At 62.9% G+C, this 21,768-nt stretch carries 19 protein-coding genes, 1 pseudogene and 1 riboswitch; of the genes and pseudogenes, 13 read left to right on the top strand and 7 right to left on the bottom strand.

Annotation, left to right across the window (positions count from 1 at the left end):
* Nucleotides 1–9: 9 nt before the first annotated feature.
* The 3 genes and pseudogenes from FHS78_RS14215 to FHS78_RS14225 all read left to right on the top strand — a co-directional run bounded on the left by FHS78_RS14215 (nt 10) and on the right by FHS78_RS14225 (nt 2,956).
* Nucleotides 10–543 (top strand): GNAT family N-acetyltransferase, encoded by a 534-nt coding sequence (locus FHS78_RS14215; RefSeq protein WP_167095031.1) that lies wholly within the window; start codon nt 10–12, stop codon nt 541–543.
* Between the two features lie 13 nt (nt 544–556).
* A riboswitch (cobalamin riboswitch) is annotated at nt 557–798 on the top strand.
* Nucleotides 799–1,003: 205 nt separating this feature from the next.
* Nucleotides 1,004–1,459 (top strand): annotated as a pseudogene (locus tag FHS78_RS14220) (TonB-dependent receptor); the annotation flags it as partial.
* Nucleotides 1,460–2,956 (top strand): TonB-dependent receptor plug domain-containing protein, encoded by a 1,497-nt coding sequence (locus FHS78_RS14225; protein ID WP_246220524.1) that lies wholly within the window; start codon nt 1,460–1,462, stop codon nt 2,954–2,956. It abuts the pseudogene before it with no gap.
* A gap of 77 nt (nt 2,957–3,033) precedes the next feature.
* Here the strand turns inward: FHS78_RS14225 and FHS78_RS14230 are convergent, their stop codons facing one another.
* Nucleotides 3,034–3,879: an enoyl-CoA hydratase gene (locus tag FHS78_RS14230; protein ID WP_167095034.1), complete on the bottom strand. Its 846-nt coding sequence runs from the start codon at nt 3,877–3,879 to the stop codon at nt 3,034–3,036.
* Nucleotides 3,880–3,963: 84 nt separating this feature from the next.
* Nucleotides 3,964–4,209, bottom strand: coding sequence for a hypothetical protein (locus tag FHS78_RS14235; protein WP_167095035.1), 246 nt, complete (start codon nt 4,207–4,209; stop codon nt 3,964–3,966).
* 326 nt (nt 4,210–4,535) lie between these two features.
* Here FHS78_RS14235 and FHS78_RS14240 point away from each other — a divergent pair, with 326 nt between their 5' ends.
* From FHS78_RS14240 to FHS78_RS14270, 7 genes are all read left to right on the top strand, one after another.
* On the top strand, nt 4,536–5,762 hold the full coding sequence (locus FHS78_RS14240) for a pyridoxal phosphate-dependent decarboxylase family protein (protein ID WP_246220517.1): 1,227 nt from the start codon (nt 4,536–4,538) through the stop codon (nt 5,760–5,762).
* 82 nt (nt 5,763–5,844) lie between these two features.
* Nucleotides 5,845–7,392, top strand: coding sequence for an acyl-CoA synthetase (locus tag FHS78_RS14245; protein ID WP_167095037.1), 1,548 nt, complete (start codon nt 5,845–5,847; stop codon nt 7,390–7,392).
* Nucleotides 7,393–7,575: 183 nt separating this feature from the next.
* Nucleotides 7,576–7,794 (top strand): hypothetical protein, encoded by a 219-nt coding sequence (locus tag FHS78_RS14250; RefSeq protein WP_167095038.1) that lies wholly within the window; start codon nt 7,576–7,578, stop codon nt 7,792–7,794.
* A 129-nt stretch (nt 7,795–7,923) separates the two neighbouring features.
* Entirely contained in the window at nt 7,924–8,427 is a 504-nt protein-coding gene (locus tag FHS78_RS14255) for a MarR family winged helix-turn-helix transcriptional regulator (protein WP_167095039.1), read from the top strand.
* A 19-nt stretch (nt 8,428–8,446) separates the two neighbouring features.
* Complete coding sequence (locus FHS78_RS14260; RefSeq protein ID WP_167095040.1) at nt 8,447–9,523, top strand: HlyD family secretion protein; 1,077 nt, start codon at nt 8,447–8,449, stop codon at nt 9,521–9,523.
* Nucleotides 9,520–11,079: a DHA2 family efflux MFS transporter permease subunit gene (locus FHS78_RS14265; protein ID WP_167095041.1), complete on the top strand. Its 1,560-nt coding sequence runs from the start codon at nt 9,520–9,522 to the stop codon at nt 11,077–11,079. Before FHS78_RS14260 ends, FHS78_RS14265 begins: the two co-directional genes overlap by 4 nt.
* A 69-nt stretch (nt 11,080–11,148) precedes the next feature.
* Nucleotides 11,149–12,048, top strand: coding sequence for an MBL fold metallo-hydrolase (locus FHS78_RS14270; protein ID WP_167095042.1), 900 nt, complete (start codon nt 11,149–11,151; stop codon nt 12,046–12,048).
* A 53-nt stretch (nt 12,049–12,101) separates the two neighbouring features.
* On the opposite strand, the gene FHS78_RS14275 is transcribed toward FHS78_RS14270, so the two are convergent.
* Both FHS78_RS14275 and FHS78_RS14280 read right to left on the bottom strand, forming a co-directional pair.
* On the bottom strand, nt 12,102–12,851 hold the full coding sequence (locus FHS78_RS14275) for a DUF1499 domain-containing protein (RefSeq protein ID WP_167095043.1): 750 nt from the start codon (nt 12,849–12,851) through the stop codon (nt 12,102–12,104).
* 93 nt (nt 12,852–12,944) lie between these two features.
* The gene (locus FHS78_RS14280; RefSeq protein ID WP_167095044.1) at nt 12,945–14,585 is read right to left on the bottom strand and encodes a 3-(methylthio)propionyl-CoA ligase; all 1,641 of its coding nucleotides are present in this window, start codon (nt 14,583–14,585) and stop codon (nt 12,945–12,947) included.
* 253 nt (nt 14,586–14,838) lie between these two features.
* On the opposite strand from FHS78_RS14280, the gene FHS78_RS14285 reads away from it, so the two are divergent.
* From FHS78_RS14285 to FHS78_RS14295, 3 genes are all read left to right on the top strand, one after another.
* A complete protein-coding gene (locus tag FHS78_RS14285) occupies nt 14,839–16,296 on the top strand; it encodes an amidase (RefSeq protein ID WP_167095045.1) in 1,458 nt (485 codons plus the stop codon).
* A 179-nt stretch (nt 16,297–16,475) separates the two neighbouring features.
* Complete coding sequence (locus tag FHS78_RS14290) at nt 16,476–17,861, top strand: aspartate aminotransferase family protein (protein WP_167095046.1); 1,386 nt, start codon at nt 16,476–16,478, stop codon at nt 17,859–17,861.
* Between the two features lie 13 nt (nt 17,862–17,874).
* The gene (locus FHS78_RS14295) at nt 17,875–18,294 is read left to right on the top strand and encodes a hypothetical protein (RefSeq protein ID WP_167095047.1); all 420 of its coding nucleotides are present in this window, start codon (nt 17,875–17,877) and stop codon (nt 18,292–18,294) included.
* Nucleotides 18,295–18,433: 139 nt separating this feature from the next.
* Here the strand turns inward: FHS78_RS14295 and FHS78_RS14300 are convergent, their stop codons facing one another.
* Genes FHS78_RS14300 through FHS78_RS14310 form a run of 3 tightly spaced genes read right to left on the bottom strand, consistent with a single transcriptional unit; the run spans nt 18,434 to nt 21,766 of the window.
* Nucleotides 18,434–19,189, bottom strand: a complete 756-nt coding sequence (locus FHS78_RS14300) for an SDR family NAD(P)-dependent oxidoreductase (protein ID WP_167095048.1) — start codon at nt 19,187–19,189, stop codon at nt 18,434–18,436.
* A 59-nt stretch (nt 19,190–19,248) separates the two neighbouring features.
* Nucleotides 19,249–20,835, bottom strand: coding sequence for a bifunctional aminoglycoside phosphotransferase/ATP-binding protein (locus tag FHS78_RS14305; RefSeq protein WP_167095049.1), 1,587 nt, complete (start codon nt 20,833–20,835; stop codon nt 19,249–19,251).
* 13 nt (nt 20,836–20,848) lie between these two features.
* Nucleotides 20,849–21,766 carry a cation diffusion facilitator family transporter gene (locus FHS78_RS14310; RefSeq protein ID WP_167095050.1) on the bottom strand — a complete coding sequence of 306 codons (918 nt, stop codon included), beginning with the start codon at nt 21,764–21,766 and terminating at the stop codon, nt 20,849–20,851.
* Nucleotides 21,767–21,768: the final 2 nt, after the last annotated feature.

Here is a 21,768-nt window from a genome sequence, read left to right on the forward strand (position 1 = left end):
ACCGTCGCGATGATCGAAACAGCCCGGACAAGACTTAGGCAGTGGCGAGAATCGGACCGGGACGCGTTCGCCGCCCTCAACGCTCATCCGGAGGTCATGCGGGATCTGGGCGGCCCTATCGGCAGGCGTTCGAGCGATGAAAAGTTTGATCGCTATGCCGAGGCCTATGAAACGCACGGCTTCACCCGCTGGGCGATTGAAACCTTCACGGGAAAGTTTCTCGGTTATGCGGGCATCATGCCGTCGCGTCCCGGACACCCTCTCGGCCCGCATACCGAGATCGGCTGGCGGTTGCGGCGCGAGGCATGGGGGCACGGATATGCCACGGAAGCCGCCGCTGCCGCGCTTGTGGACGGCTTTGAACGCTGCGGGCTGACGAAAATATTCGCCTATACCGCTCCCGACAATGTGCGGTCGCAGGCGGTGATGGACCGGCTCGGCCTCGTTCGCTCCGTCTCGCTCGACTATGAGGAACCCCATAATGGCGGCTTGTGGCGGGGGCTTGTGTGGGTCGCCGAGCACCGGCCCTCAATTGACACCTAGAACCGCGCCCCTATAGTGCCGCTCGCTTTTATGGTTCTTCCCGTATGTCGGAAACGGCAAGGAAGAGGCAAGAGGGAACAGGGTGCGGCGCGCCGAAGCGCGTCAAGTCCCTGGCTGCCCCCGCAACTGTGAGCGGCGAGGCCGCGTTTCATGACATGCCACTGGCCGTTGGTCCGGATTTCCGGATCGGCCGGGAAGGCGAGACGCCGCCGACGACCCGCAAGCCAGGAGACCTGCCAGAAAGCGCGTCATCTGCCGGTGGCCGGGGTGTGCCAGCGGGGCGGTGATTTCCGCTGATGGTGACGCGTCGGGTCGATGCGCGTCGCCGGAGCCTTTTCCCGGCAGACCATTGCCTGCCGCGTTTCCCGACAAGCGGCACTCTCTCGCTTCCCGTATATGCGCCTCCCCGCCGGTTCCTGCGGCCCGGGGTTTGCCGCGATCATGTTACGGGGGTTCACCCATGTTGAAATTCGAGCGGCGTTCCATCGCCCTTCTCGCCGTCGCAGCCTGTGCCGCGACAACGACCGCCACCTACGCCCATGCCGAAACGGACGCGATTTCCGACGGCATCCTGATTACCGGCGGCCTCGAACCGCTTCCCACGAAGGAAGTCACTTCGAGCTATACGATCATCACTGCGAAAGACATTGAAGAGCATCAGTACCGCACAGTAACGGAAGCTCTGCGCGCGGTGCCCGGTATCCATGCCGTACAGCAGGGTGGCCAGGGCACCATCACCAGTGCCTTCCTGCGCGGCGCCAATTCCAACTAAACGCTTGTGATGATCAACGGCCAGCCGGTCAACGATCCTTCATCGCCGACCAACGCTTTCAATTTCGCCGACCTCACGACGGAGAATGTCGAGCGCATCGAAATTATGCGCGGTCCGCAGTCTGCTCTTTACGGCAGCCAGGCCATGGGTGGTGTCATCAACATCATCACCAAGAAAGGCGCTGCTGCGCCAGGCGGAAGCCTCCGCCTCGAAGCGGGTACGCGCGGCCGCTTCAATGCGGCGGGCACGAGCGGCGGCAGCTTCGGAAGCCTGTCCTATTTCGCCTCTCTGTCCCGCCAATACACGCATGGCACCGACATAACGCCCGGCAAATACCGTTTCGGCGTACCGCGTGAGCGCGACGGCTATGAAAACATTACCGGCTCGCTACGCCTCGACAACAGGTTCGGCGAAAACCTGAGGGGCACGCTCTTCACGCAGTTCAGCGACACCGATACCGATCTCGACAATTTCGGCGAGGATATCAACTACAGGGGACGGACATGGCAGTTCACCAGCAATGGTTCGCTGTCAGGTTCCTATTTCGGCGGCAAGGTGCGCCCCACCCTGTCGGCCTCCTTCATGCAGATACGCCGCAATGACGAGAACCCGCCGGACACGTATGCGCCGACGACCAATGTGAACACCACCTATTTCGGACGACGCTATACGGCCAGCATCGACACTGCGATCGACCTGCTCGAATGGAACACGTTGGTCGTCGGCGCCAAATGGTCCCGGGACGAACTCGACTCCACCGGCTTTTCCAATAGCTCCTGGTCGTCCGCAGTGCAGAATTCCCACGCACGCGAAAATGCCACAGCCGTCTACGCCACCGAAAATCTGAATTTCGGCGAGCGCGTCTTCGCACTTCTGAGTGTGCGTTACGACATGCCGGAGAAATTCGACAATCAGGCCACGTTCACCATCGCGCCCGGCTACTACCACCCGGAAACGGACACACGCATCACGCTGAGCTACGGCACGGGCTTCAAAACACCGTCTCTCTATCAGCGTTTCGGATTCACGCCGGATTCTCTCACGAGCGGCGCATTCACCGGCAACCCGAACCTTTCTCCAGAGCGGAGCCAGGGATGGGAAGTCTCCGTCGATCAGGGCCTGTTTGCCGAACGGGTCCGCGTCGGCGTCACTTATTTCATGAACCGGGTCAAGGATCCGATCATCACCCAGTACGATACCTTCTATATCAACTCGACATCCGTGAACGGACCCGACTTCCGCAGCCATGGAATCGAGAGCGAAGTCGATGCCCAGATCCTCGACAATCTGTCGGCGACCCTCTCCTATACCTTCACGGTGATGGAGCCGGGCAACACCAATGCCACATCCCGTCGGCCGCGCCACAAGCTCTCCTTCTCGGCGAACTGGGCACCGGACGAGCGCACCACGGTTGCGACGGATGTCAATTTTGTCGATGTCTATGCCGATCCGGGGTTTTATGGCGGCATTGTCAATCCGACACCCTATACAACGGTCGACGTCGCCGTGACGCGCAAACTCACCGACATGATTTCAGTGTCCGGCAAGGTGTCGAACCTGCTTGACCGCACCTACTACCCCGCCGACGGCTATGAGGCCCCCGGCTTCGAAGCACTCGCGGGCGTGACCGTCTCGTTCTGACGGCACGCGCGGTAAAACGTAAGATGCCCGCTCCTTCCGGGGAGCGGGCATTTTTTTGCGCGTCGACCGCTTCTTCCTCAGCGGCCGGTGAAGTTCGCCGCGCGCTTTTCCACGAAATGCGCGACGCCTTCCTTGAAGTCCTCGCTCGCAAAACTCTTCTGCATCTCATCGTCGCCGATGGCGAGCGCTGTGTTGAAGTCCTGGAACATCGCCTTCCAGACCTGCCGCTTCATCACCGTCATGGAACGCGGCGACACGCTTGTGGCCAGCATGCGGGCATAATCCATCACATTGTCCATGAAATGCTCGGCGTCGAAGCTGCGATTGACGAGACCGATACGCTCGGCCTCGCGCCCGTCGAATTTGCGCGCCGACATCAGCAGGTCCATCGCGTGGGCGGGCCCCACCAGATGCGGCAACAACCATGAAACGCCATGCTCGGCCACGAGCCCGCGGCTCGCAAAGGCGGTGGTGAATTTCGCATCCGTCGCGGCGAAACGCATATCGGCATAAAGCGCCACGACAAGGCCGAGCCCGGCGGCGGGTCCGTTGATCGCGGCGATGACGGGCTTGGGCACGTCCATCAGGAAGCCGAAGCGCCCGCCATAGGCGCCTTCGAGATCGGGGCCGGCGGCGGCCCTGAACGCGGCCTCCGCATTTTTTTCGTCGGACACTTCGCGCTTTTCGCCGCCCTCCGCCTCGATCTTCTGGAGAAGGTCCATATCGGCACCGGCGCAGAAACCGCGCCCGGCTCCGGTCAGCACGATCACGCGCACTTTCTCGTCGGCGCTGGCCTCGGCCATGGCGGCCTTTACGCTCTTCTCCATCGCGCCGGTCCAGGCATTCAGCTTGTCCGGCCGGTTGAGCGTGACCACGGCCACGCTGTCCTCCACCGCATAGAGGACATCCTCATAAGCGCTCATTGTCGTTCCTCCCTCGTCCCGTTCCAGTAAGGAGGACTATAGCGCTCAAGGCGGGGGCCCGCGAAAGGGGCTTTCGGGCGCGGATTATTCGGCGTCGGTTTGCGCGGCAGGCGCCTTGTCGTTTTGCTGCCGGCGCACCTGCCAGGCATCCTTCAGCGCAGCGCGGCAAGGTTCGGAAAACTGCGAAGCGTTGTCGCGCACGCAGTTGCGCATCTTCTCTTTTCCGCCGCCGATCGCGGACTGGCAATATTGCTGAATGTCCTGACCGCAACTCTGGCGGACCTGGGCGCGCGTGTCGGCCTTGCCGGCGCTCACGGCGGCCAGCACCAAAAAGAAACCGGCTATTACGGATATCGTGGATTTGCTGAGCAGGGATGTCATCGCCGTACCCCGAAAATGGTTGCCGTGCCTGTGTCTGCTACGGCCGGAGAGGGTGTTTCCGTCGCACCGTCCTATCTCTTTGCGCGTCGGACAGCGTCCTGTTTGAGCGCCAATCGCGGCAAAAGGCGGGCGGGTCCAAGGCCATTCCGGGGAAATCCGGGAAGCGCGCGCCAGGAATGTGAACCATATTCACGCTTTTGTTGCCGCATGCGCCGCCCGCCCTCATAATCGGCGCGAACAAAATCCTGAATACAGAGGGGAACTGGGACATGCGAATGCCCGAACATGGAACCGCCTGGGACGTGCTGCGCCAGGAGATGCTGGAGCGCGGCAGGAACGACGTGAAATGGCGCGAGGGCAAGACCGCGGTCTATGTGTTCAATGCCGGCGAGGACGTGGCGCAGGTCCAGAAGGAGGCCTACACCATGTATATGTCGGAGAACGGCCTCGGCCCGCTCGCCTTTCCCAGCCTGAAGCAGATGGAAGACGAAGTCATCGCCATGGGGCTCGGCCTGCTGCACGGGCCGGACGGCGCGGTCGGCAACATCACCTCGGGCGGCACCGACAGCATCAACATGGCGGTCAAGGCGGCGCGCGACTATGGCCGCCAGGTGAAGGGCATGACCGGCACCCTGAACATCGTCGCCCCCTGGTCGGCGCATCCCGCCTTCGACAAGGCGGCGAAGATGATGGAACTGGAAATCCGCCGCGTGCCGGTCGGCGACGACCTCAAGGCCGATGTGGCGGCCATGGCCGAAAAGATCGACGGCAGCACCATCATGCTCGTCGGTTCCGCTCCCTGCTTCCCCTACGGCCTCATCGACCCCATCGAGGCGCTCGGCAAGCTCGCCGAGGAAAAGGATGTCTGGATGCATGTCGATGCCTGTGTCGGCGGCTATATCGCACCTTTCGTGCGCATGAATGGCGGCGACGTCCCGCCTTTCGACTTCGAGGTGCCGGGCGTCAAATCCATGTCGGCGGATCTGCACAAATACGGCTATTGCGCCAAGGGCGCCTCGACCGTTCTTTACCGCTCCGAAGAGCTGCGGTCCTACATGATCTTCGACTGCGACAACTGGCCGGGCGGGCGCATGGTCACGCCCACGCTGGCCGGCACCCGGCCCGGCGGCGCCATCGCGGCGGCCTGGGCCGTGATGAATTTCCTCGGCGTCGAGGGCTACCGCGCCAAGCACAAGCTCGTCACCGATGCACGCAAGAAGATCGAAGCGGGCGTGAAGAAGCTCGGCTTCCATATTCTCGGGCACCCCCAGCTCGGCATCGTCGCCTTCGGCCATGACGAGGTCGACCCGATGGCCGTCTGGGGCAAGATGTTCGAGCGCGGCTGGTTCACTTCCGTGTCGACCAAGCCCGCTGGCCTTCACCTGATGCTCTCTCCCTTCCATGCGCAGGTGGCCGACACCTATCTTGCGGACATCGAATGGGCGCTCGGCGAGGTAAAAACCGGCAATAAGGGCGAAAAGCGCGAAGCCCGCTACAGCTGACCCTGCGGCACCCCCTTTTCGGCATTCTTCCGCCTGCTACACTCCTCCCAAAGACATAACCATCGAACTTTGGGAGGAGACGATGGGCACGAAAGTAAGGTCCGGCTCGCGGGCCGTGGAGGTGACGTCCGTTCAGGAACGGGCCGCGCGCGCGGCGAGCGGTTTCAAGAGTCTCGGCATCGGCAAGGGCGATGTCGTCGCGGTCTATCTCAGAAACGACTTTCCCTTTTTCGAGGCTTCCGTTGCGGCAGGTCTTTGCGGCGCCTACAACACGCCGGTGAACTGGCACTACACGCCGGAGGAAGCGCGCTACATCTTTTCCAACTCCGGCGCCAAGGCGATCGTGATTCATGCCGATCTTTATCGCGGCATCGAAAGCGCGCTGCCGGCGGATGTGCCGGTCTTCGTCGTCGAAACCCCGCCCGAAATCTGCGCCGCCTATGGCCTCGACCCGGCGCAGGGCTCACTTCCGGAGGGAACGACCGAATGGGGCGCCTGGCTTGAGGGCTTCGATCCCGTCGCCGCGCCGCCCGACGAACCGCCGGGCTCGATGATCTACACCTCCGGCACGACCGGCCATCCCAAGGGCGTGCGGCGCAATCCGCCCACCGCGGACCAAGCGGTCGTCTGGCAGGAAATCATCGGCAAGGTGATGGGCTTCAGCGCCGATGTCGCCTCGCCCGACGAGTCGGTCACCGTGGTCACCGGGCCGATGTATCACTCCGCGCCGAATGCCTATGGGCTCTTTGCGCTTCGCTATGGCGCCAACATCATCCTGGAGCCGCGTTTCGATCCGGAAGAGCTTTTGCAGTTCATCGACCGCGAGCGCGTCACCCATCTCCATATGGTGCCGACCATGTTCGTCCGTCTGCTGAAGCTGCCCGACGAGGTGAAGGCGAAATACGACCTCTCCTCACTGCGCTTCGTGGTGCATGCGGCCGCGCCCTGCCCCGTCCATGTCAAACAGGCCATGATCGAATGGTGGGGGCCGGTGATCTACGAATATTACGGCGGCACGGAAACCGGCGCCGTGGTCTTCTGCGATTCCGCAGAATGGCTCGCGCATCTCGGCACGGTCGGCAAGTCGTTCAACGGCGCCGACATCCGCGTGCTGGACGATGACGGCAAGGAACTTTCCCAGGGGGCGACCGGGGAAATCGTCTGCCGCATGCACAGCATTCCCGATTTCACCTATCACGGCGACGACGAGAAGCGTCGGCGCTCGGAGAAAAGCGGCCTGATCGCGCTGGGCGATATCGGCTATCTCGACGATGACGGCTTTCTCTATCTCTGCGACCGCGCCAAGGACATGGTGATTTCCGGCGGTGTGAACATCTATCCCGCGGAGATCGAGGCGGAGCTTCACAAGATGCCGGGCGTGGAAGACTGCGCCGTCTTCGGCATCCCGAACGAGGAGTTCGGCGAAGCGCTTTGCGCGGTGGTTCAGCGCCGGACGGGCGCCGATATCGGCGAGGACGATGTGCGGGCCTTTCTGCGCGAGCGCGTGGCCGGCTTCAAGGTGCCGCGCACCGTGGAATTCAAAACCGAACTGCCGCGCGAGGATTCCGGGAAGATATTCAAGCGCAAGCTGCGCGAACCCTATTGGGAGGCGGCCGGGCGGCAGATTTAGCGCCGATTTCTGCGACATTCAGCCTCATGTTGCATTGCAAAAATATTTGCGCTGACATCTTGTCAGTTTGTGCAATGCAACATATCTTTTGATCGAACGAGGCCGATGGCGATTCGCCCTGAGGCCACCCGACGGAAACCTGCAGGACAGGCTACGCCAACCGTTTGATCCAAGAGGTTCAGAATGTCTACCGCTCAAGAAATCGCCAATCAGGCCGCGTCCCGGATGGGCTCTGTGGGCCATGACATTGCCGCCAGGGCTCAGAAGGCGCTCGACTCGGGCAAGCAGATCGCCCGCGACAAGGCCGGCATCAAAGTCGATCAGGCTGTGATCGCCGGGGGTTATGCCATCCTGTCGCTCTACGCGATTGCCATTGTTATTCAGGTGCTTAGCAACTTCTAAGCCCCTCTGAACGGCTCGCCGATCACGTCGCGAGGCCCTTGAACCGGCCTCGCGATTTTTTTACTGCCATTAGTAAGCTACTTATATTATATCTCCTGCACTCGATAACAATGATGGCAAAGTTCTCCTATGGACAGCCCCAATCCACACCGCAGCCTCGGTTTCCTGCTCAGTGAGTGCAGCAGCCTGATCCGGCGCATCTTCTATGACCGTCACAATGCCGGCTCCATGACGCAAGCCCAGTGGCGCGCGCTCGCCTATATCTCCCGCCATCAGGGGATCAACCAGGTCGGCCTGTCCCAGTTGCTGGAAGTGCAGCCGATCACGGTCGCGCGGTTTATCGACCGGCTTGCCGAGCTGGGTCTGGTCGAGCGGCGTCAGGACCCCTCGGACCGGCGCGCGCAGAAGCTCTACCTCACCGAAAAGGCGATGCCGAGCATCGACCAGATGTGGGAGACGTCCGAAGAGCTCTACCAGATCGCCTTTCGCGGATTTACCGAAGAAGAAGCCATGCAGCTTATGAATGCGCTTGTTCGCATTCGCGCCAATTTCGCCCAGGAAACGCCGCGCCATCCGAGCGCCCAGGCCCCGGATGAAGACGCGCTGGCCCTTGGACAGCGTCAAGAATCCTGAACCACCAAAGGCAAAAACAATGTCGGATAGTACAAATGGCGGGAGCGAGACCCGGCCAGGCTGGCTGCGATCCATCCCCCCCGGGCGCATGCGCACGGCCCTCTTCCTCGGCCTGCCCGCGCTCCTTCTCCTTGCCGGCGGCGCCATCTATTTCCTGTCGGGCCGCTATGTGAGCACCGACAATGCCTATGTGAAGGCCGACATGGTGACCGTCAGCCCTGAAGTGGCGGGCAAGATCGCGCAGGTCTTCGTGCATGAAAACCAGCAGGTCGCGAAAGGCGATCCGCTTTTCAAGATCGATCCGGAAAACTACCGCATTGCGCTTCAGGAGGCCGATTCCCAGCTGAAGCAGGCCGCGGCGACGGTGAAGGGGCAGCAGGCCCGCTATCGCATGACGCTGGAGCAGATCGATCTGTCCAGAAGCAGCGCGGAATATTACCAGCGCGAATTCGACCGGCAGAGCAAGCTGGCGCGGCATGATTATGCAAGCCAGCAAAAACTCGACGAGGCCCGGCACAACCTCGATACGGCGCAGCATCTGGCCAAGGTGCTGGCGGCCAGCATGGGTCAGATCGTCGCCAGTCTCGACGATGCGCCCGAAGCGCCGGTGGAGGAACATTCCGCCTATCGATCCGCCAGGGCTGCGCGCGACAATGCGGCCCTCAATCTGAAACGCACAACGGTGCGCGCGCCCTTTGCCGGAATTCTCGGCAGGAAACCGCAGGTCGGCGACGCGGTTGCGCAAGGCGCGCCCGTGGTTTCGCTGATTTCCACCTCCGATGTCTGGGTCGAAGCGAACTTCAAGGAAACCCAGCTCACCGATGTCCGCCCCGGACAGGACGCCGTCGTGACCATCGACACCTATCCCGGCCGGGAATGGCACGGCCATGTGGCCTCCATCGCGCAGGGCACCGGATCGGAATTTTCGGTGCTGCCCGCGCAGAATGCGACCGGCAACTGGGTGAAGGTGGTGCAGCGCATTCCGGTGCGCATCGAGATCGAGCATGAGAAGAACGATCCGCCGATCCGCGCGGGCATGAGCTGCGAAGTCGAAATCGACACCGCTTCCGGAAACGGCACCGGACTGCACTCATGAGCGAACAGGACGCCCCTCTTGCACTGGACGGGATGCAGCGCAAGGTCGTGACGGGCTCGATCATGGTCGCCACGATCATGCAGACGCTCGACTCCACGATCGCCAATGTGGCGCTGCCTCATATGCAGGGCTCCTTTTCCTCCACCCAGGAGCAGACGGCCTGGGTGCTGACCTCCTATATCGTGGCGGCGGCCATCGCCACGCCTGCGACCGGCTGGCTGGCCGGGCGCTTCGGCCGCAAGAACCTGCTCGCCTTCGCGGTTGTGGGGTTCACCCTGTCCTCCATGCTTTGCGGCGCCGCCACGTCGCTTGAAGAAATGGTGCTGTTTCGCGTCTTGCAGGGGCTTTCGGGCGCCGCTTTCGTTCCGCTTGCCCAGTCGATCCTGCTCGACATCTATCCTTTCGAGCAGCGCGCCTCCGCCATGGCGATGTGGGGCGTGGGCGTCATGGTCGGCCCCATTGTCGGCCCCGCTCTGGGGGGCTACCTGACCGACGTCTACAACTGGCGCTGGGTCTTCTACATCAACGTCCCCTTCGGCATCGCCGCGCTGATCGGCATTCTGGCGAGCGTTCCCACCACCGATCTCGACCGGACGCGACGCTTCGACTGGTTCGGCTTCGCCTTCCTCAGTCTCGGCATCGGCGCGCTGCAGATCATGCTCGACCGCGGCAATCATCAGGACTGGTTTTCCTCCACGGAAATCGTCCTGGAAGCGACCTTTGCCGTGGTCGGGTTCTATCTCTTCGTCTATCACGCGGCGACCGTCAAAAACCCGTTCGTGGAGTTGCGCATTTTCAAGGACCGGAACCTGACCATCGGCCTCGTCATCATTTTCATCGTCGGCATGATCCTCTATGCGACGATGGCGCTGCTACCGCCCTTCCTCGAAACGCTGATGGGATACCCGGTGACGCTGGCCGGGCTCGTGCTCGCCCCGCGCGGCGCGGGCACCATGCTCGCCATGCTGATTGCCGGGCGCATCGCCAGCAAGGTCGATATGCGGCTGATGATCGCCTTCGGGCTTTCCCTGGCAAGCCTCTCGCTGTGGGAAATGGCTCAGTTCAATCTCGAGGTCAGTCAGTGGACGATCATCGAAACGGGTATCGTTCAGGGGTTCGGTCTCGGCTTCATCTTCGCCCCGTTGACGACGATCACCTTTGCCACCCTGCCCCCGGACCTGCGAACAGAAGGCACGAGTTTCTTCAGCCTTTTGCGGAATGTCGGGTCCAGTGTCGGCATCTCGATTTCCGAAACCTTCATCGCCTATATGACGCAATACAATCACGCGGAACTTGCGGCCCATGTGTCGCCGCTCAATCCGGCGATACGGGATACGTCGAACCCGATCTGGAGCCTGACCACGCCGGAATCGCTCGCCATGGTCAATGGGGAAGTGACGCGGCAGGCGGCGGCGATCGCCTATCTGAACGACTTCCGGATGATGATGTATATGACGCTGCTGGCTCTCCCCCTGCTCTTTTTCCTGCGCACCAAACCGCATGATGGCGACGAGGTGGCCGAACAGGAAAACGAAATGGCGGAAGTGATGCACTGACACCGCTCGGCAGATGTACCTTGCACCGGGGCCGCGCTCGCGCCATGTTCGGTGAAAAGGGAGGACATCTTGGCCGTTCAGATACCATTCGTGCGCGACATCACCTTCGAATATGGCGAATGCGACGAGTTGTCGCCGCTCATCCGCCGCGTCGTCGCGCGCAACCCCTCCGCTTTCACCTATCTCGGCACGGGCACCTATATTATCGGCCGGGGCAATGTCGCAGTGGTCGATCCCGGCCCGTTGGTCGAAGAGCATATCGATGCGCTGATGAAGGCGCTTGAGGGCGAGACCGTTACCCATATCCTCATTACCCATACGCATACGGATCATTCGCCCGCCGCGGCGCCGCTGAAAAAGCTCACCGGTGCCGAAACCTACGCCTTCGGACCGCACGGATCCGGCGGCGGCGCGGAAGTGAAAGTGGAAGAAGACGGCGATACGGATTTCGTGCCGGACGTAATGGTCGCGCATGGCGACATCATCGAGGGCGATGGCTGGACCATCGAATGCGTGCATACGCCCGGCCACACCTCCAACCATATGTGTTTCGCGCTGCGGGAAGAGAAGGTTCTCTTCTCCGGCGATCACGTCATGGGCTGGTCCACCAGCGTCGTCAGCCCGCCCGACGGCAACATGAAACAATATATGGATTCATTGAAGCTGCTGCTGGCGCGCGACGACGAGGTCTACTGGCCGACGCACGGTCCCGCCATCACCGACCCGAAGCCTTTCGTGCAGGCCTTCATCGCCCATCGCGAGGACCGCGAAAAGCAGATCGTCGAGCAGTTGAAGGCCGGCCATCGCACCATCGCCGAGATGGTACCGGTGATGTATGCGGCCGTGGACAAGCGGCTGCACCCGGCCGCCGCGCGGTCGGTCTTTGCGCATATGGAGCATCTGGTGGAAACGGGAAAGGTCGTTTGCGAGGGCGAGCCCAAGCTCTCCAGCGTTTACTCGCTCGCCTGACACTCAAAACCGTCATGCCCCGGACAAGCCGGGGCATGACGAGTGAGATTGACCTACTTCTCGAAGCCGAGCTTCTGCTTCAGCGCCACCATGAAGGTGCGGATACGGTTGGCGTTGGCGCCGAGATCGCTTTGGCCCACGCGCGAGACCGAACGCATATCGACCGCGCTGCCGCCCTCCTGCGTTTGGGAAACGCGGATCGCCACATCGTCCCGGAACTGCATGACGAGCGTCGTCGCCGTCGCCTCGATGCGCCCGGCATCGGGATCGGTGTCGACGATCTCCCAGCCCATATCGCGGGCGGTGGCCAGCGCGGCGTCGAACACCCTGGCCGGGGCCATGTTGATCGTCACCGTCCGGATGTCGGGATAGGCCGTTTCCTGCAATGCCGCGAGGTCGGCGGGCGCGGTCCGGTCGAGCGGATTGGCGTAGTCGCCGCGATTGCCTTTCAGCGCCGCGAATTGCGGCGGGTCGGCCAGGTCGGTCGTGATGTCGTGAATGCGCGGGACCTGCGATCCCACGATCACGCCCTGTGCCACCGGCGCGGCGATGCCAAGTCCGAGCACGAGGCCGACAATCGCCTTGCGCGCGCCCTTTCGTCCGGTAACGAGAGCCATCAGCAGTCCGGCGGCGGAGACAAGGATCGCCAGCACGCCCACCACCGCGCCGAACGCGACGGCGCCCAGCGCAATCTGGAAGGAGGCCGGGGCCATGCGGCTGACCGCCACGCCCGCCGCCGCGAGAACGAGCCCGAGAATGCCCAGGCGAAACCCCCAGGCCGCCATTGCCGAACGCGCCGCCATATCCGATGCCTTTCCGTTTGAGGGAGACGCGGCGGACAGGCCCGCCGCGTTATCCTGCAATGAGACCGGCGTTGCCCTGCCCGGCGCGCCTTTCTATTCGGCGGCCTGCGCGGTGGGCAAGGTGTAGTCCTTGAACATCTTGCGCAGTTCGAGCTTCTGGATCTTTCCGGTCGCCGTATGCGGAATTTCCTCGACGAAGGCCACATCGTCCGGCATCCACCATTTGGCGATCTTGCCTTCCATATATTCGAGGATGTCTTCCTTGGTGACGTCCTCTCCCTCGTTTTTCACGATGATGAGCAGCGGACGTTCGTCCCATTTGGGATGCGCGATGCCGATGACCGCCGCTTCCGCCACCTTGGGATGGCCGACGGCGAGATTTTCGAGTTCGATCGACGAAATCCATTCGCCGCCGGACTTGATCACGTCCTTGGCGCGGTCGGTGATCTGCATGTAACCGGACTCGTCGATGGTGGCGACGTCGCCGGTATCGAACCAGCCATCCTCATCCAGAATGTTGCCGCCCTCGCCCTTCAGATAGGCTCCGGCAATGGCCGGCCCGCGGACCATCAGATGGCCGAAGGCTTCGCCGTCGCAGGGCAGCTCGTTGCCGTCATCGTCGGTGATCTTCATTTCCACCGTATAGATGGCGCGGCCCTGCTTGACCTTCACGTCGATCTGCTTGTCGAGCGGCCAGTCTTCCATGCCCGCCTTCAGGCTGCCCAGCGTACCCATGGGCGACATTTCCGTCATGCCCCAGGCGTGGAACACCTGTACGCCGTATTCCTTCTCGAAGACCTCGATCATCGAACGCGGCGCGGCGGAGCCGCCGATCACCACGCGCTCGAGATGCGGCAGGTCGAGCTTGTTCTTCTGCAGGTGCTGGAGAAGCATCAGCCAGACGGTCGGCACCGCCGCCGTCGCCGTCACATTCTCGGTGCTGAGAAGTTCATAGATGCTTTCGCCGTCCATGTTCGCGCCCGGCATGACGAGCTTTGCGCCCACCGCCGGCCCGGCGAAGGAAATGCCCCAGGCATTGGCATGGAACATCGGCACCACCGGCAGCATCGCATCCGTCGACTTCATGCCGAGCGCATCGCCCATATTCACGGCCAGCGCATGCAGCACGTTGGAGCGATGCGAATAGAGAACGCCCTTCGGGTTGCCCGTCGTGCCGGAGGTGTAGCAAAGGCCGCAAGCATCGTTCTCGTCGCCTTCGGCCCATTTGAAGTCGCCGTTCTCCGCCTCGACGATTTCCTCGTAGCAGAGCGCATTGGGCAGGCTCGTCTCGGGCATATGCTCCCGGTCCGTCATCACCACATAGGCCTTCACCTTCGGCAGCTCGTCCTTGATGCCTTCCAGGATCGGCACGAAGGTGAGGTCGAGGAAGATGACCTTATCCTCGGCGTGATTGATGATGTAGACGAGCTGTTCGGCGAAGAGGCGCGGGTTCAGCGTATGGCAGACCGCGCCGAGCCCCATGATGCCGTACCAGGCTTCCAGATGGCGGGCCGTGTTCCAGGCCATGGTCGCCACCACATCGCCCTTTTCGACGCCGAGCTTTTGCAGCGCCTGCGCCACCTTGCGCGCGCGCAGGTGAATTTCCGAATAGGTGGTCCGCGCAATCGGCCCCTCGATGGTCCGCGTCACGACTTCCCGGTCGCCATGGAACCGCGCAGCATGATCGATAATGGTCGTCACGCGCAGCGGCCAGTCCTGCATCAAGCCCTTCATGGATGTTCCTCTCTCATTCCCCGTTAACCGGCTGTCGCCGGCTTGCTCCCGGCCTCTATCGTTCGATGGGCCAGCTTCTTCATTTGCGCGAAGTCTAGTGGGAAAGGCGCAATCTCACAATATTTTCCCCCTGCGCGCTTCCCAAAAAACCCCGGCCGACGCTGGGTTTTTGTCCGCCCGCCTTTCGCTTGCCTTGGGGGCCGCCACCGCCGTCTAATGTCGGCAAAGCAATCGAAACTAAAAGGGGGATTCCATGGAGGAGCTTCATTTCCGCTCCGCATCCGAACTCGGCCGGATGCTGCGCGCCCGCGAGATCGGCTCGGCGGAACTGACCGAACATTTCATTTCGCGCATCGAAACCCACAATCCGCGGATCAACGCGGTGGTGGCGACGGATTTCGACGGCGCGCGGGCGGCGGCGAAAGAGGCGGACGAAGCCCTGGCAAAGGGCGAGGACAAGGGTCCGCTTCACGGCCTCCCCTTCACCATCAAGGATGCCTATGAGGTCGAAGGCATGGTCTCCACCGGCGGCGTGCCGGAATGGAAAGACCATGTGCCCGCGGCGAGCGCCGATCCGATCCGGCGTTTGCAGGATGCGGGCGCCATCGTGATGGGAAAGACCAATGTGCCTTTCATGTCGGCGGATCTTCAGAGCTATAACGACATTTACGGCACCACTAACAATCCCTGGAACCTCGAATGCGGTCCCGGCGGGTCGTCGGGCGGGTCGGCGGCTTCGCTGGCGGCGGGCTTCACCGCGGCCGAGTTCGGCTCCGACATCGGCGGCTCCATCCGCACGCCCGCGCATCTTTGCGGCGTTTTCGGCCACAAGCCCACTTACGGCATCGTGCCCAAGCGCGGCCATCTGGGGCCGCCGCCCGGCTGGCTTTCGGAGGGCGACCTTTCGGTTGCCGGGCCGCTTGCCCGCAGCGCGGAAGACCTGCAGATGCTGCTCGACATCGCAGCGGGCCCCAACTGGACCGGCACACCGGGCTGGAAGCTCGACCTGCCCCCCGCCCGCGCGAAAACGGCGAAAGACCTGCGCGTTGCCGTCTGGATCGACGAGCCCTTCTGCGACATCGACCGGGAGATGGCCGCCCTGCTGACGGGCGCCGCCCATGCGCTGGAAGACGCAGGCGCGAAAGTGGACTGGAAGGCCCGGCCCGGCTTCAGCTTTGCCGAAAGCACCGAGGTCTATCTGATGCTGCTCCATTCCCAGACCGGCGCCGGTATGCCGGACAAGGTCAAGGACCGCTGGCGGAGCATGAAGGAGGCCGCGTCGCCCGACGACAAGTCCCACGCCATCCTCCAGGCGCGGGGCGGCACGATGACCGTCGCCGAACGCCTCCAGTGGAAAGAACGTCAGGCGCAGCTCCGGTACAAATGGGCCGAGTTCTTCAAGGATTACGACGTGGTGCTGTCGCCCGTGCTGTTACGCGCCGCCTTCAAGCACGACCAGCAGTCCAACTGGTCGAAGCGCGTGCTGACGGTGAACGGCGTCGAGCGGGAATATATGGACGTGCTGCTCTGGGCGGGCCCGGCGGTCGTCTCCTATCTCCCCGCCAGCGTCGCCCCGGTGGGCATCACCTCCGAAGGCCTGCCGGTGGGCATCCAGATCATCGGCCCGCATCTGGAGGACAGGACGCCCATCGCGGTCGCGGGCATGCTGGAAGAAATCCTCGGCGGGTTCCGCGCCCCGCCAGGGTGGTGATCGCCTAATCGTCATTGCGAGGAGGTCGCAGACCGACGAAGCAATCCAGCGGCGACGGCGCAAGAACTGGATTGCTTCGCTTCGCTCGCAATGACGACCAAAACCGGCTTTGACTTCCCCCGAGGCCCAGCCGCATTATGCGGCATCCGCTCACACCTACCCATTCTAGGAGCGCTCCCATGTCGAGCCTGTCCAACGCCGCCGTTCGCGATATCGAAACGGTCATCCATCCCTATACCAATCTCGAAACCTTCCGCGAGACGGGGCCGATGATCCTCGAGCGCGGCGAGGGCATCTATGTCTATGACAGCCATGGCAAGCAGTACATCGAGGGCATGGCCGGGCTCTGGTGCACTTCTCTGGGCTATAACGAGAAGGAACTGATCGACGCGGCGACGGAGCAGCTCGAGCGCCTGCCCTTCACCCATGTGTTCGGCGGCAAGAGCCATGAGCGCGCGGCGGAGCTGGCCGAAAAGCTGAAGGCCATCGCGCCGCATCCCGCCTCCAAGGTGCTGTTCTGCGGTTCGGGCTCGGAAGCGAACGACCAGCAGGTGAAGCTCGTCTGGTACTACAACAATGCGCGCGGCAAGCCTGAGAAGAAGAAATTCATCTCCCGCATCCGCGCCTATCACGGCGTGACGGTGGCGTCGGCCTCGCTCACCGGCCTGCCTGCCAACCATCGCGATTTCGACCTGCCTATCGAGGGCGTGCTCCATACCGACTGCCCGCATTACTACCGCTATGCGGAGCCGGGCGAGACGGAAGACGAGTTCACCACGCGGCTGGCGAAGAACCTCGAAGACCTCATCGTCAAGGAAGGCCCGGACACGGTCGCCGCCTTCATCGCCGAGCCCATCATGGGCGCGGGCGGCGTCATCATGCCGCCGGACGGTTATTTCGAAAAAATCCAGGCCGTCCTGCAGAAATACGATGTCTATTTCATCGCCGACGAGGTGATCTGCGGCTTCGGGCGCACCGGCAACATGTTCGGGTCGGAAACCTTCAACATGAAGCCGGACAGCATCTCCGTCGCCAAGGCGCTCTCCTCCGCCTATGTGCCCATCGGCGCCGTCACGGTCGGCGAAGACATGTATCAGGCGATGCTGGATGAAAGCCGCAAGATCGGCACCTTCGGCCATGGCTTCACCTATACGGCGCATCCGCTGGCCGCCGCCGTCGCCTCCAAGACGCTCGACATCTACAAGGAGCGCGACATCGTCGGCCATGTGCGCGCGCAGCAACCCAAATTCGAAGGCCATGTGCATCGCCTTGCCGACCATCCGCTGGTCGGCCATGTCCGCGCCAAGGGACTTATCGGCGCACTGGAACTCGTCGCCCAAAAGGACTCCAAGGAGAGCTTCGATCCGGGCGCGGGCATCGGCGCGAAGGTCGTGGCGGCCAGCGAGAAGCGCGGCCTCATCCTGCGTCCGCTGGCCGGCGACATCATCGCCATCTGCCCGCCCCTCATCGTCACCGAGAGCCAGGTCGACGAGATCTTCAAGACCCTTGAAGAAGCGCTGGACGAAGTGACGGCCCATGCCCGCAAGGAAGGGCTGATGAAGTGAGCGGAACGCAGGGATGACACGCGAAATCCGCTTCCAGATCGAGCTCACCGGCAAGGCCTCGCCCGAGGATGCCATGGGCGAGCGCATGAATATCGAGACTTCCGCCGTGCTGCCGCCGGATTTCGATCCGGCGCTGGCCGGCGACGGCCTCAAGGTTTCATGCGAGGCGCAAGTCGCAAATGACGAGTTCGGCGGGTTCAGCGAAAGCGGTACGCTCGCTTTTGGCGGCGGCACGCTTTCCTATGAAAGCGTGCGCGAAGGCTATCTCGGCGAGACGGCGGACCCGAGAACGCAGCTCGGCCATGTCGTTTTTCAGGTGACGGGCGGCACAGGCGGCTTTACCGGCGCCAGCGGCTTCATCGTTTCAGCCTTCACCGTGAACGAGGATGCACAAGTCCGCGACAGCCAGAGCGCGGTGTTGTTTTTGCCCTGAACGATCCGTCATTGCGAGCGAAGCGAAGCAATCCATCCTTCGAGACGGCCCTTCGGGCCTCCTCAGGATGAGGCTCGCATATCAACAAACCTCATGCTGAGGAGCGGCGAAGCCGCATCTCGAAGCATGGCGCCTGCCCTCAAACGTGCTGGCCGCCATTGATCTGGATTTCGGTGCCGTTGATGTAGCTCGACTGGTCCGTGCACAGAAAATAGATCACCCGTGCCACTTCCTCGGGCGTGCCGAGGCGGTGCATGGGGATTTCTTCCACGATCTTTTCCGTGCCCGGCGAAAGGATCGCCGTGTCGATTTCGCCCGGCGCGATGGCGTTCACGCGCACATTGAGCGGCCCGAACTCGGCGGCCATTTCCCGCGTCAGCGCCTTGAGGGCGGCCTTGGAAGTCGCATAGGCGCTGCCTGCGAAGGGATGTACGCGCTCGCCCGCGATGGACGAGACGTTGACGACGGACCCGCTCGCCGCCTTCAGCTCTTCCACCAGCCCGCGCGCCAGAATGACGGGGGCGAAGAAGTTCACCTGAAAGACCTTGTACCAGAGCTCCTGGCTGGTATCGAAAACACCGAGCCGCGAGCCCCCCTCGCCCTTGGGCGAGATGGCGGCATTATTGACGAGCGCATTGAGACGCCCGCCCTGGTCCTTCAGCCGCTCGTGGATTTCCTCGATCGCCGCGGCGGTATTGTCCGGATCGGCCAGATCGACCTGGATATGGTCTTCCGGCCCCGCTTCCCAGGGGCAGTCCTCGGGAAAAGCGTGGCGCGAACAGGTAATCACGCGCCAGCCCGCGCTCGAGAAGCGCTTCACCGTCGCATGTCCGATGCCCCGGCTGGCGCCGGTCAGCAGCAATGTCTTTCGTTCCGCATTGGGGATCTGTGCCATGGGCGCAATCTACTGAAATGCGGGGCGGAGAGCCAGCGCGCATTCACAGGGGGCAAGGGTCAGTCTCCTGCGACCAATTCCCCCGCCCGGGCGGCGATGCCGTCCGGCGTTCCGGCCGCGTCGAGCCGGTGCCAGTCCAACGCGCCGAGATCATAGGCGAGCTGGCGGCGCAGCACGGCCACATCGGCATCGGAGGCATCGTCGGCCTTCTCGGAGCGGGCGCGCACCCGCGCCTCCAGCACCGCCGGATCGGCCTCGAGCCAGATTCCGGTAAAGGGCACGCCCCTCTCCCTTGCCAGCGCGGCGGCCCGGTCGCGTTCCTCCGCCTGCGCGAAAACGGCGTCGGTCACCACGCTGACGCCCGCCTCCAAAGCATGACCCGCCAGGCGAAACATCTCCGCATAGACGCGCGCGCCCACGTCCGGCGCATAGGCCTCTTCGGGCAGGCGCTCCAGCGGACCGACATTGAAAAGGCGCTTGCGGATGATGTCGGTCCTGAGATGCAGCGCGCCCGCGGGCCGTCCGAGGCCCGGCGCGAGCTTCTTCGCCACGGTGGATTTGCCCGTACCGGACAGGCCACCGATGGCGACGAGGCGCGGCCCGCCCGTTTCAAAGGACGCCATGGCGAAATCGAAAAAAGCGCGAGCCCTTTCCCTGAGCCCGGCGTCGCCGCCCTGCTCCACCTGCATCGCCGTGACCTTGGCGCGGACCACGGCGCGCACCGCCACGAAGAGCGGCAGCAGCGGCAGGCCGCCGATCATGTCGTCGATATCCGCCTCGACGATATGGTCGAAATAGGCGTTCAGGGCGCGGTTGGCGAGGAACGTCTCGTCCCCCTCCCGGAAGGCAAGGTCCATCAGCAGGAAAGCGAGATCGTAAAGCACATCGATACAGGCGATGTCCTCATTGAACTCGATGCAATCGAAGATGACCGGCTTGCCGTCGATCTCCACCACATTGCCCAGATGCAGGTCGCCATGGCAGCGGCGCACCCAGCCCGCATCGCGGCGACTGTCCATGAGCCCGCGATGCCGTTCGATCAATGTGTCGCACAGCGCTCTCATGCGCTCGGCTTCTTCGCGCGAAAAGGTGCTGCCCGCCTTTTCCAGCATGTCATGGGCATTGTCGGCGACGATCCTCGCAAAGGCGGTGGCACCGCCGAAATCCCGCGTCACTTCGGCATCGGCATGGAAACGCGCGACACGCGCGGCCAGATCTTCCACGAGTCCGGTTTTCAACCGGCCTTCGTCTTCCTGCCGCGCCAGAAGCCCGGCATTGTCGAAGCGCTTCATCTCGACGAGCCAGTCCACCGTGCCATCCGGGGCTTTCGCGCCCGGTTCCACCGGCACGAGCCGGAAACCGTCCTCGCCCTTCGTCACGGCCGCGAGCCCCAGATAGAGTTCGGGCGCGGTCCGGCGGTTGAGCGCCAGTTCGGACTCGCAGGCTTCGCGGCGCTTTTGCGGGGTCGAGAAATCCAGAAAGCTGAAACGGATCGGCTTTTTCATCTTCCGGGCGAAATCGCCCGCCAGAAAGATGTGGTTCGCATGGGTTTCGATATGGTCGACGGCCTCCCCCGCCCCAAGCCCGTAGGCGTCGGGCCGGGAGAGAAAGCCGATCGTTTCCTGTGTGTCGGTTTCGGAGGTCAAAACGTCCTTGTGCTCATACGCGTTCGAGACGGCTCAGCGGTTCCAGCCCCGCCGGATCCTGATGGATCAGCACTTCGGAGCCGGGAAATTCCTTCATGATCTCGTCTTCCACCTCGTCCGAAATCCGGTGCGCCTTGGTCAGCGTGATTTCGGGATCGAGTTCGAGGTGGAACTGGATGAAGCTCAGCACGCCGGAAGTTCTCGTGCGAAGGTCGTGGATGTTGATGACATCCGGATGAGAGAGCGCCACCGTCTTGATGCGCTCGCGCTCGTCCTCCGACAATTCGCGGTCCATCAGCTGGTCGAATGCGTTGGAGGCGATCTGCGCCGCCGCCCAGGCGATAAGCCCGGCAATAAGAATGCCGAAAACCGGATCCGTCCACTCCCAGCCGAGGAAACCGGACAGAACCAGCGCTGCGATCACCGAGAGGTTCATCAACAGGTCGCCGCGATAGTGGATGGAATCCGCCTCGATGGCGAGCGACCTCGTGCGGCTCACGACATGGCGCTGGAAGGCGACGAGGCCCAGCGTCATCCCAATGGCGATCACCGTCACGACGATGCCCCATGCCGAATGCGACACGGGCTGGGGCGTCATGATGCGCTCGACCGATTCATAAACGATATAGCCCGCCGATCCGAAGATGAAGAACGACTGGCCGAGCCCCGCCAAAGCCTCCGCCTTGCCATGGCCGAAACGGTGTTCCTGGTCGGCGGGCGTCAGCGCATGGCGCACCGCGACGAGGTTCAGAAGCGAGGCCGAGCCGTCCAGCAGGCTGTCGAGCAGCGTGCCCAGCATGGCAACCGATCCGGTGAACCAGAGCGCGCCGGCCTTGAGAACCACGAGCAACACGGCCACGCATACCGCGGCATAGGTTGCCCGCTTCATCAGGGTGGCGTTCTCCGCCGCCGTCTTCGCGTCCAGTGGCATGC

The sequence above is a fragment of the Parvibaculum indicum genome (assembly GCF_011762095.1).
In the GTDB taxonomy this organism is placed as follows: domain Bacteria; phylum Pseudomonadota; class Alphaproteobacteria; order Parvibaculales; family Parvibaculaceae; genus Parvibaculum; species Parvibaculum indicum.

Excerpts from the sequence above, each read along its gene's own strand:
- FHS78_RS14275 (WP_167095043.1), bottom strand. The coding sequence starts at position 12,851 with ATGGCGGCGCGTTCGGCAATGGCGGCCTGGGGGTTTCGCCTGGGCATT.
- FHS78_RS14285 (WP_167095045.1), top strand. The coding sequence starts at position 14,839 with ATGGAGGAGCTTCATTTCCGCTCCGCATCCGAACTCGGCCGGATGCTG.
- FHS78_RS14250 (WP_167095038.1), top strand. The coding sequence starts at position 7,576 with ATGTCTACCGCTCAAGAAATCGCCAATCAGGCCGCGTCCCGGATGGGC.
- FHS78_RS14240 (WP_246220517.1), top strand. The coding sequence starts at position 4,536 with ATGCCCGAACATGGAACCGCCTGGGACGTGCTGCGCCAGGAGATGCTG.
- FHS78_RS14295 (WP_167095047.1), top strand. The coding sequence starts at position 17,875 with ATGACACGCGAAATCCGCTTCCAGATCGAGCTCACCGGCAAGGCCTCG.
- FHS78_RS14215 (WP_167095031.1), top strand. The coding sequence starts at position 10 with ATGATCGAAACAGCCCGGACAAGACTTAGGCAGTGGCGAGAATCGGAC.
- FHS78_RS14225 (WP_246220524.1), top strand. The coding sequence starts at position 1,460 with ATGGGTGGTGTCATCAACATCATCACCAAGAAAGGCGCTGCTGCGCCA.
- FHS78_RS14230 (WP_167095034.1), bottom strand. The coding sequence starts at position 3,879 with ATGAGCGCTTATGAGGATGTCCTCTATGCGGTGGAGGACAGCGTGGCC.
- FHS78_RS14290 (WP_167095046.1), top strand. The coding sequence starts at position 16,476 with ATGTCGAGCCTGTCCAACGCCGCCGTTCGCGATATCGAAACGGTCATC.
- FHS78_RS14255 (WP_167095039.1), top strand. The coding sequence starts at position 7,924 with ATGGACAGCCCCAATCCACACCGCAGCCTCGGTTTCCTGCTCAGTGAG.
- FHS78_RS14310 (WP_167095050.1), bottom strand. The coding sequence starts at position 21,766 with ATGCCACTGGACGCGAAGACGGCGGCGGAGAACGCCACCCTGATGAAG.
- FHS78_RS14260 (WP_167095040.1), top strand. The coding sequence starts at position 8,447 with ATGTCGGATAGTACAAATGGCGGGAGCGAGACCCGGCCAGGCTGGCTG.
- FHS78_RS14245 (WP_167095037.1), top strand. The coding sequence starts at position 5,845 with ATGGGCACGAAAGTAAGGTCCGGCTCGCGGGCCGTGGAGGTGACGTCC.
- FHS78_RS14280 (WP_167095044.1), bottom strand. The coding sequence starts at position 14,585 with ATGAAGGGCTTGATGCAGGACTGGCCGCTGCGCGTGACGACCATTATC.
- FHS78_RS14265 (WP_167095041.1), top strand. The coding sequence starts at position 9,520 with ATGAGCGAACAGGACGCCCCTCTTGCACTGGACGGGATGCAGCGCAAG.
- FHS78_RS14300 (WP_167095048.1), bottom strand. The coding sequence starts at position 19,189 with ATGGCACAGATCCCCAATGCGGAACGAAAGACATTGCTGCTGACCGGC.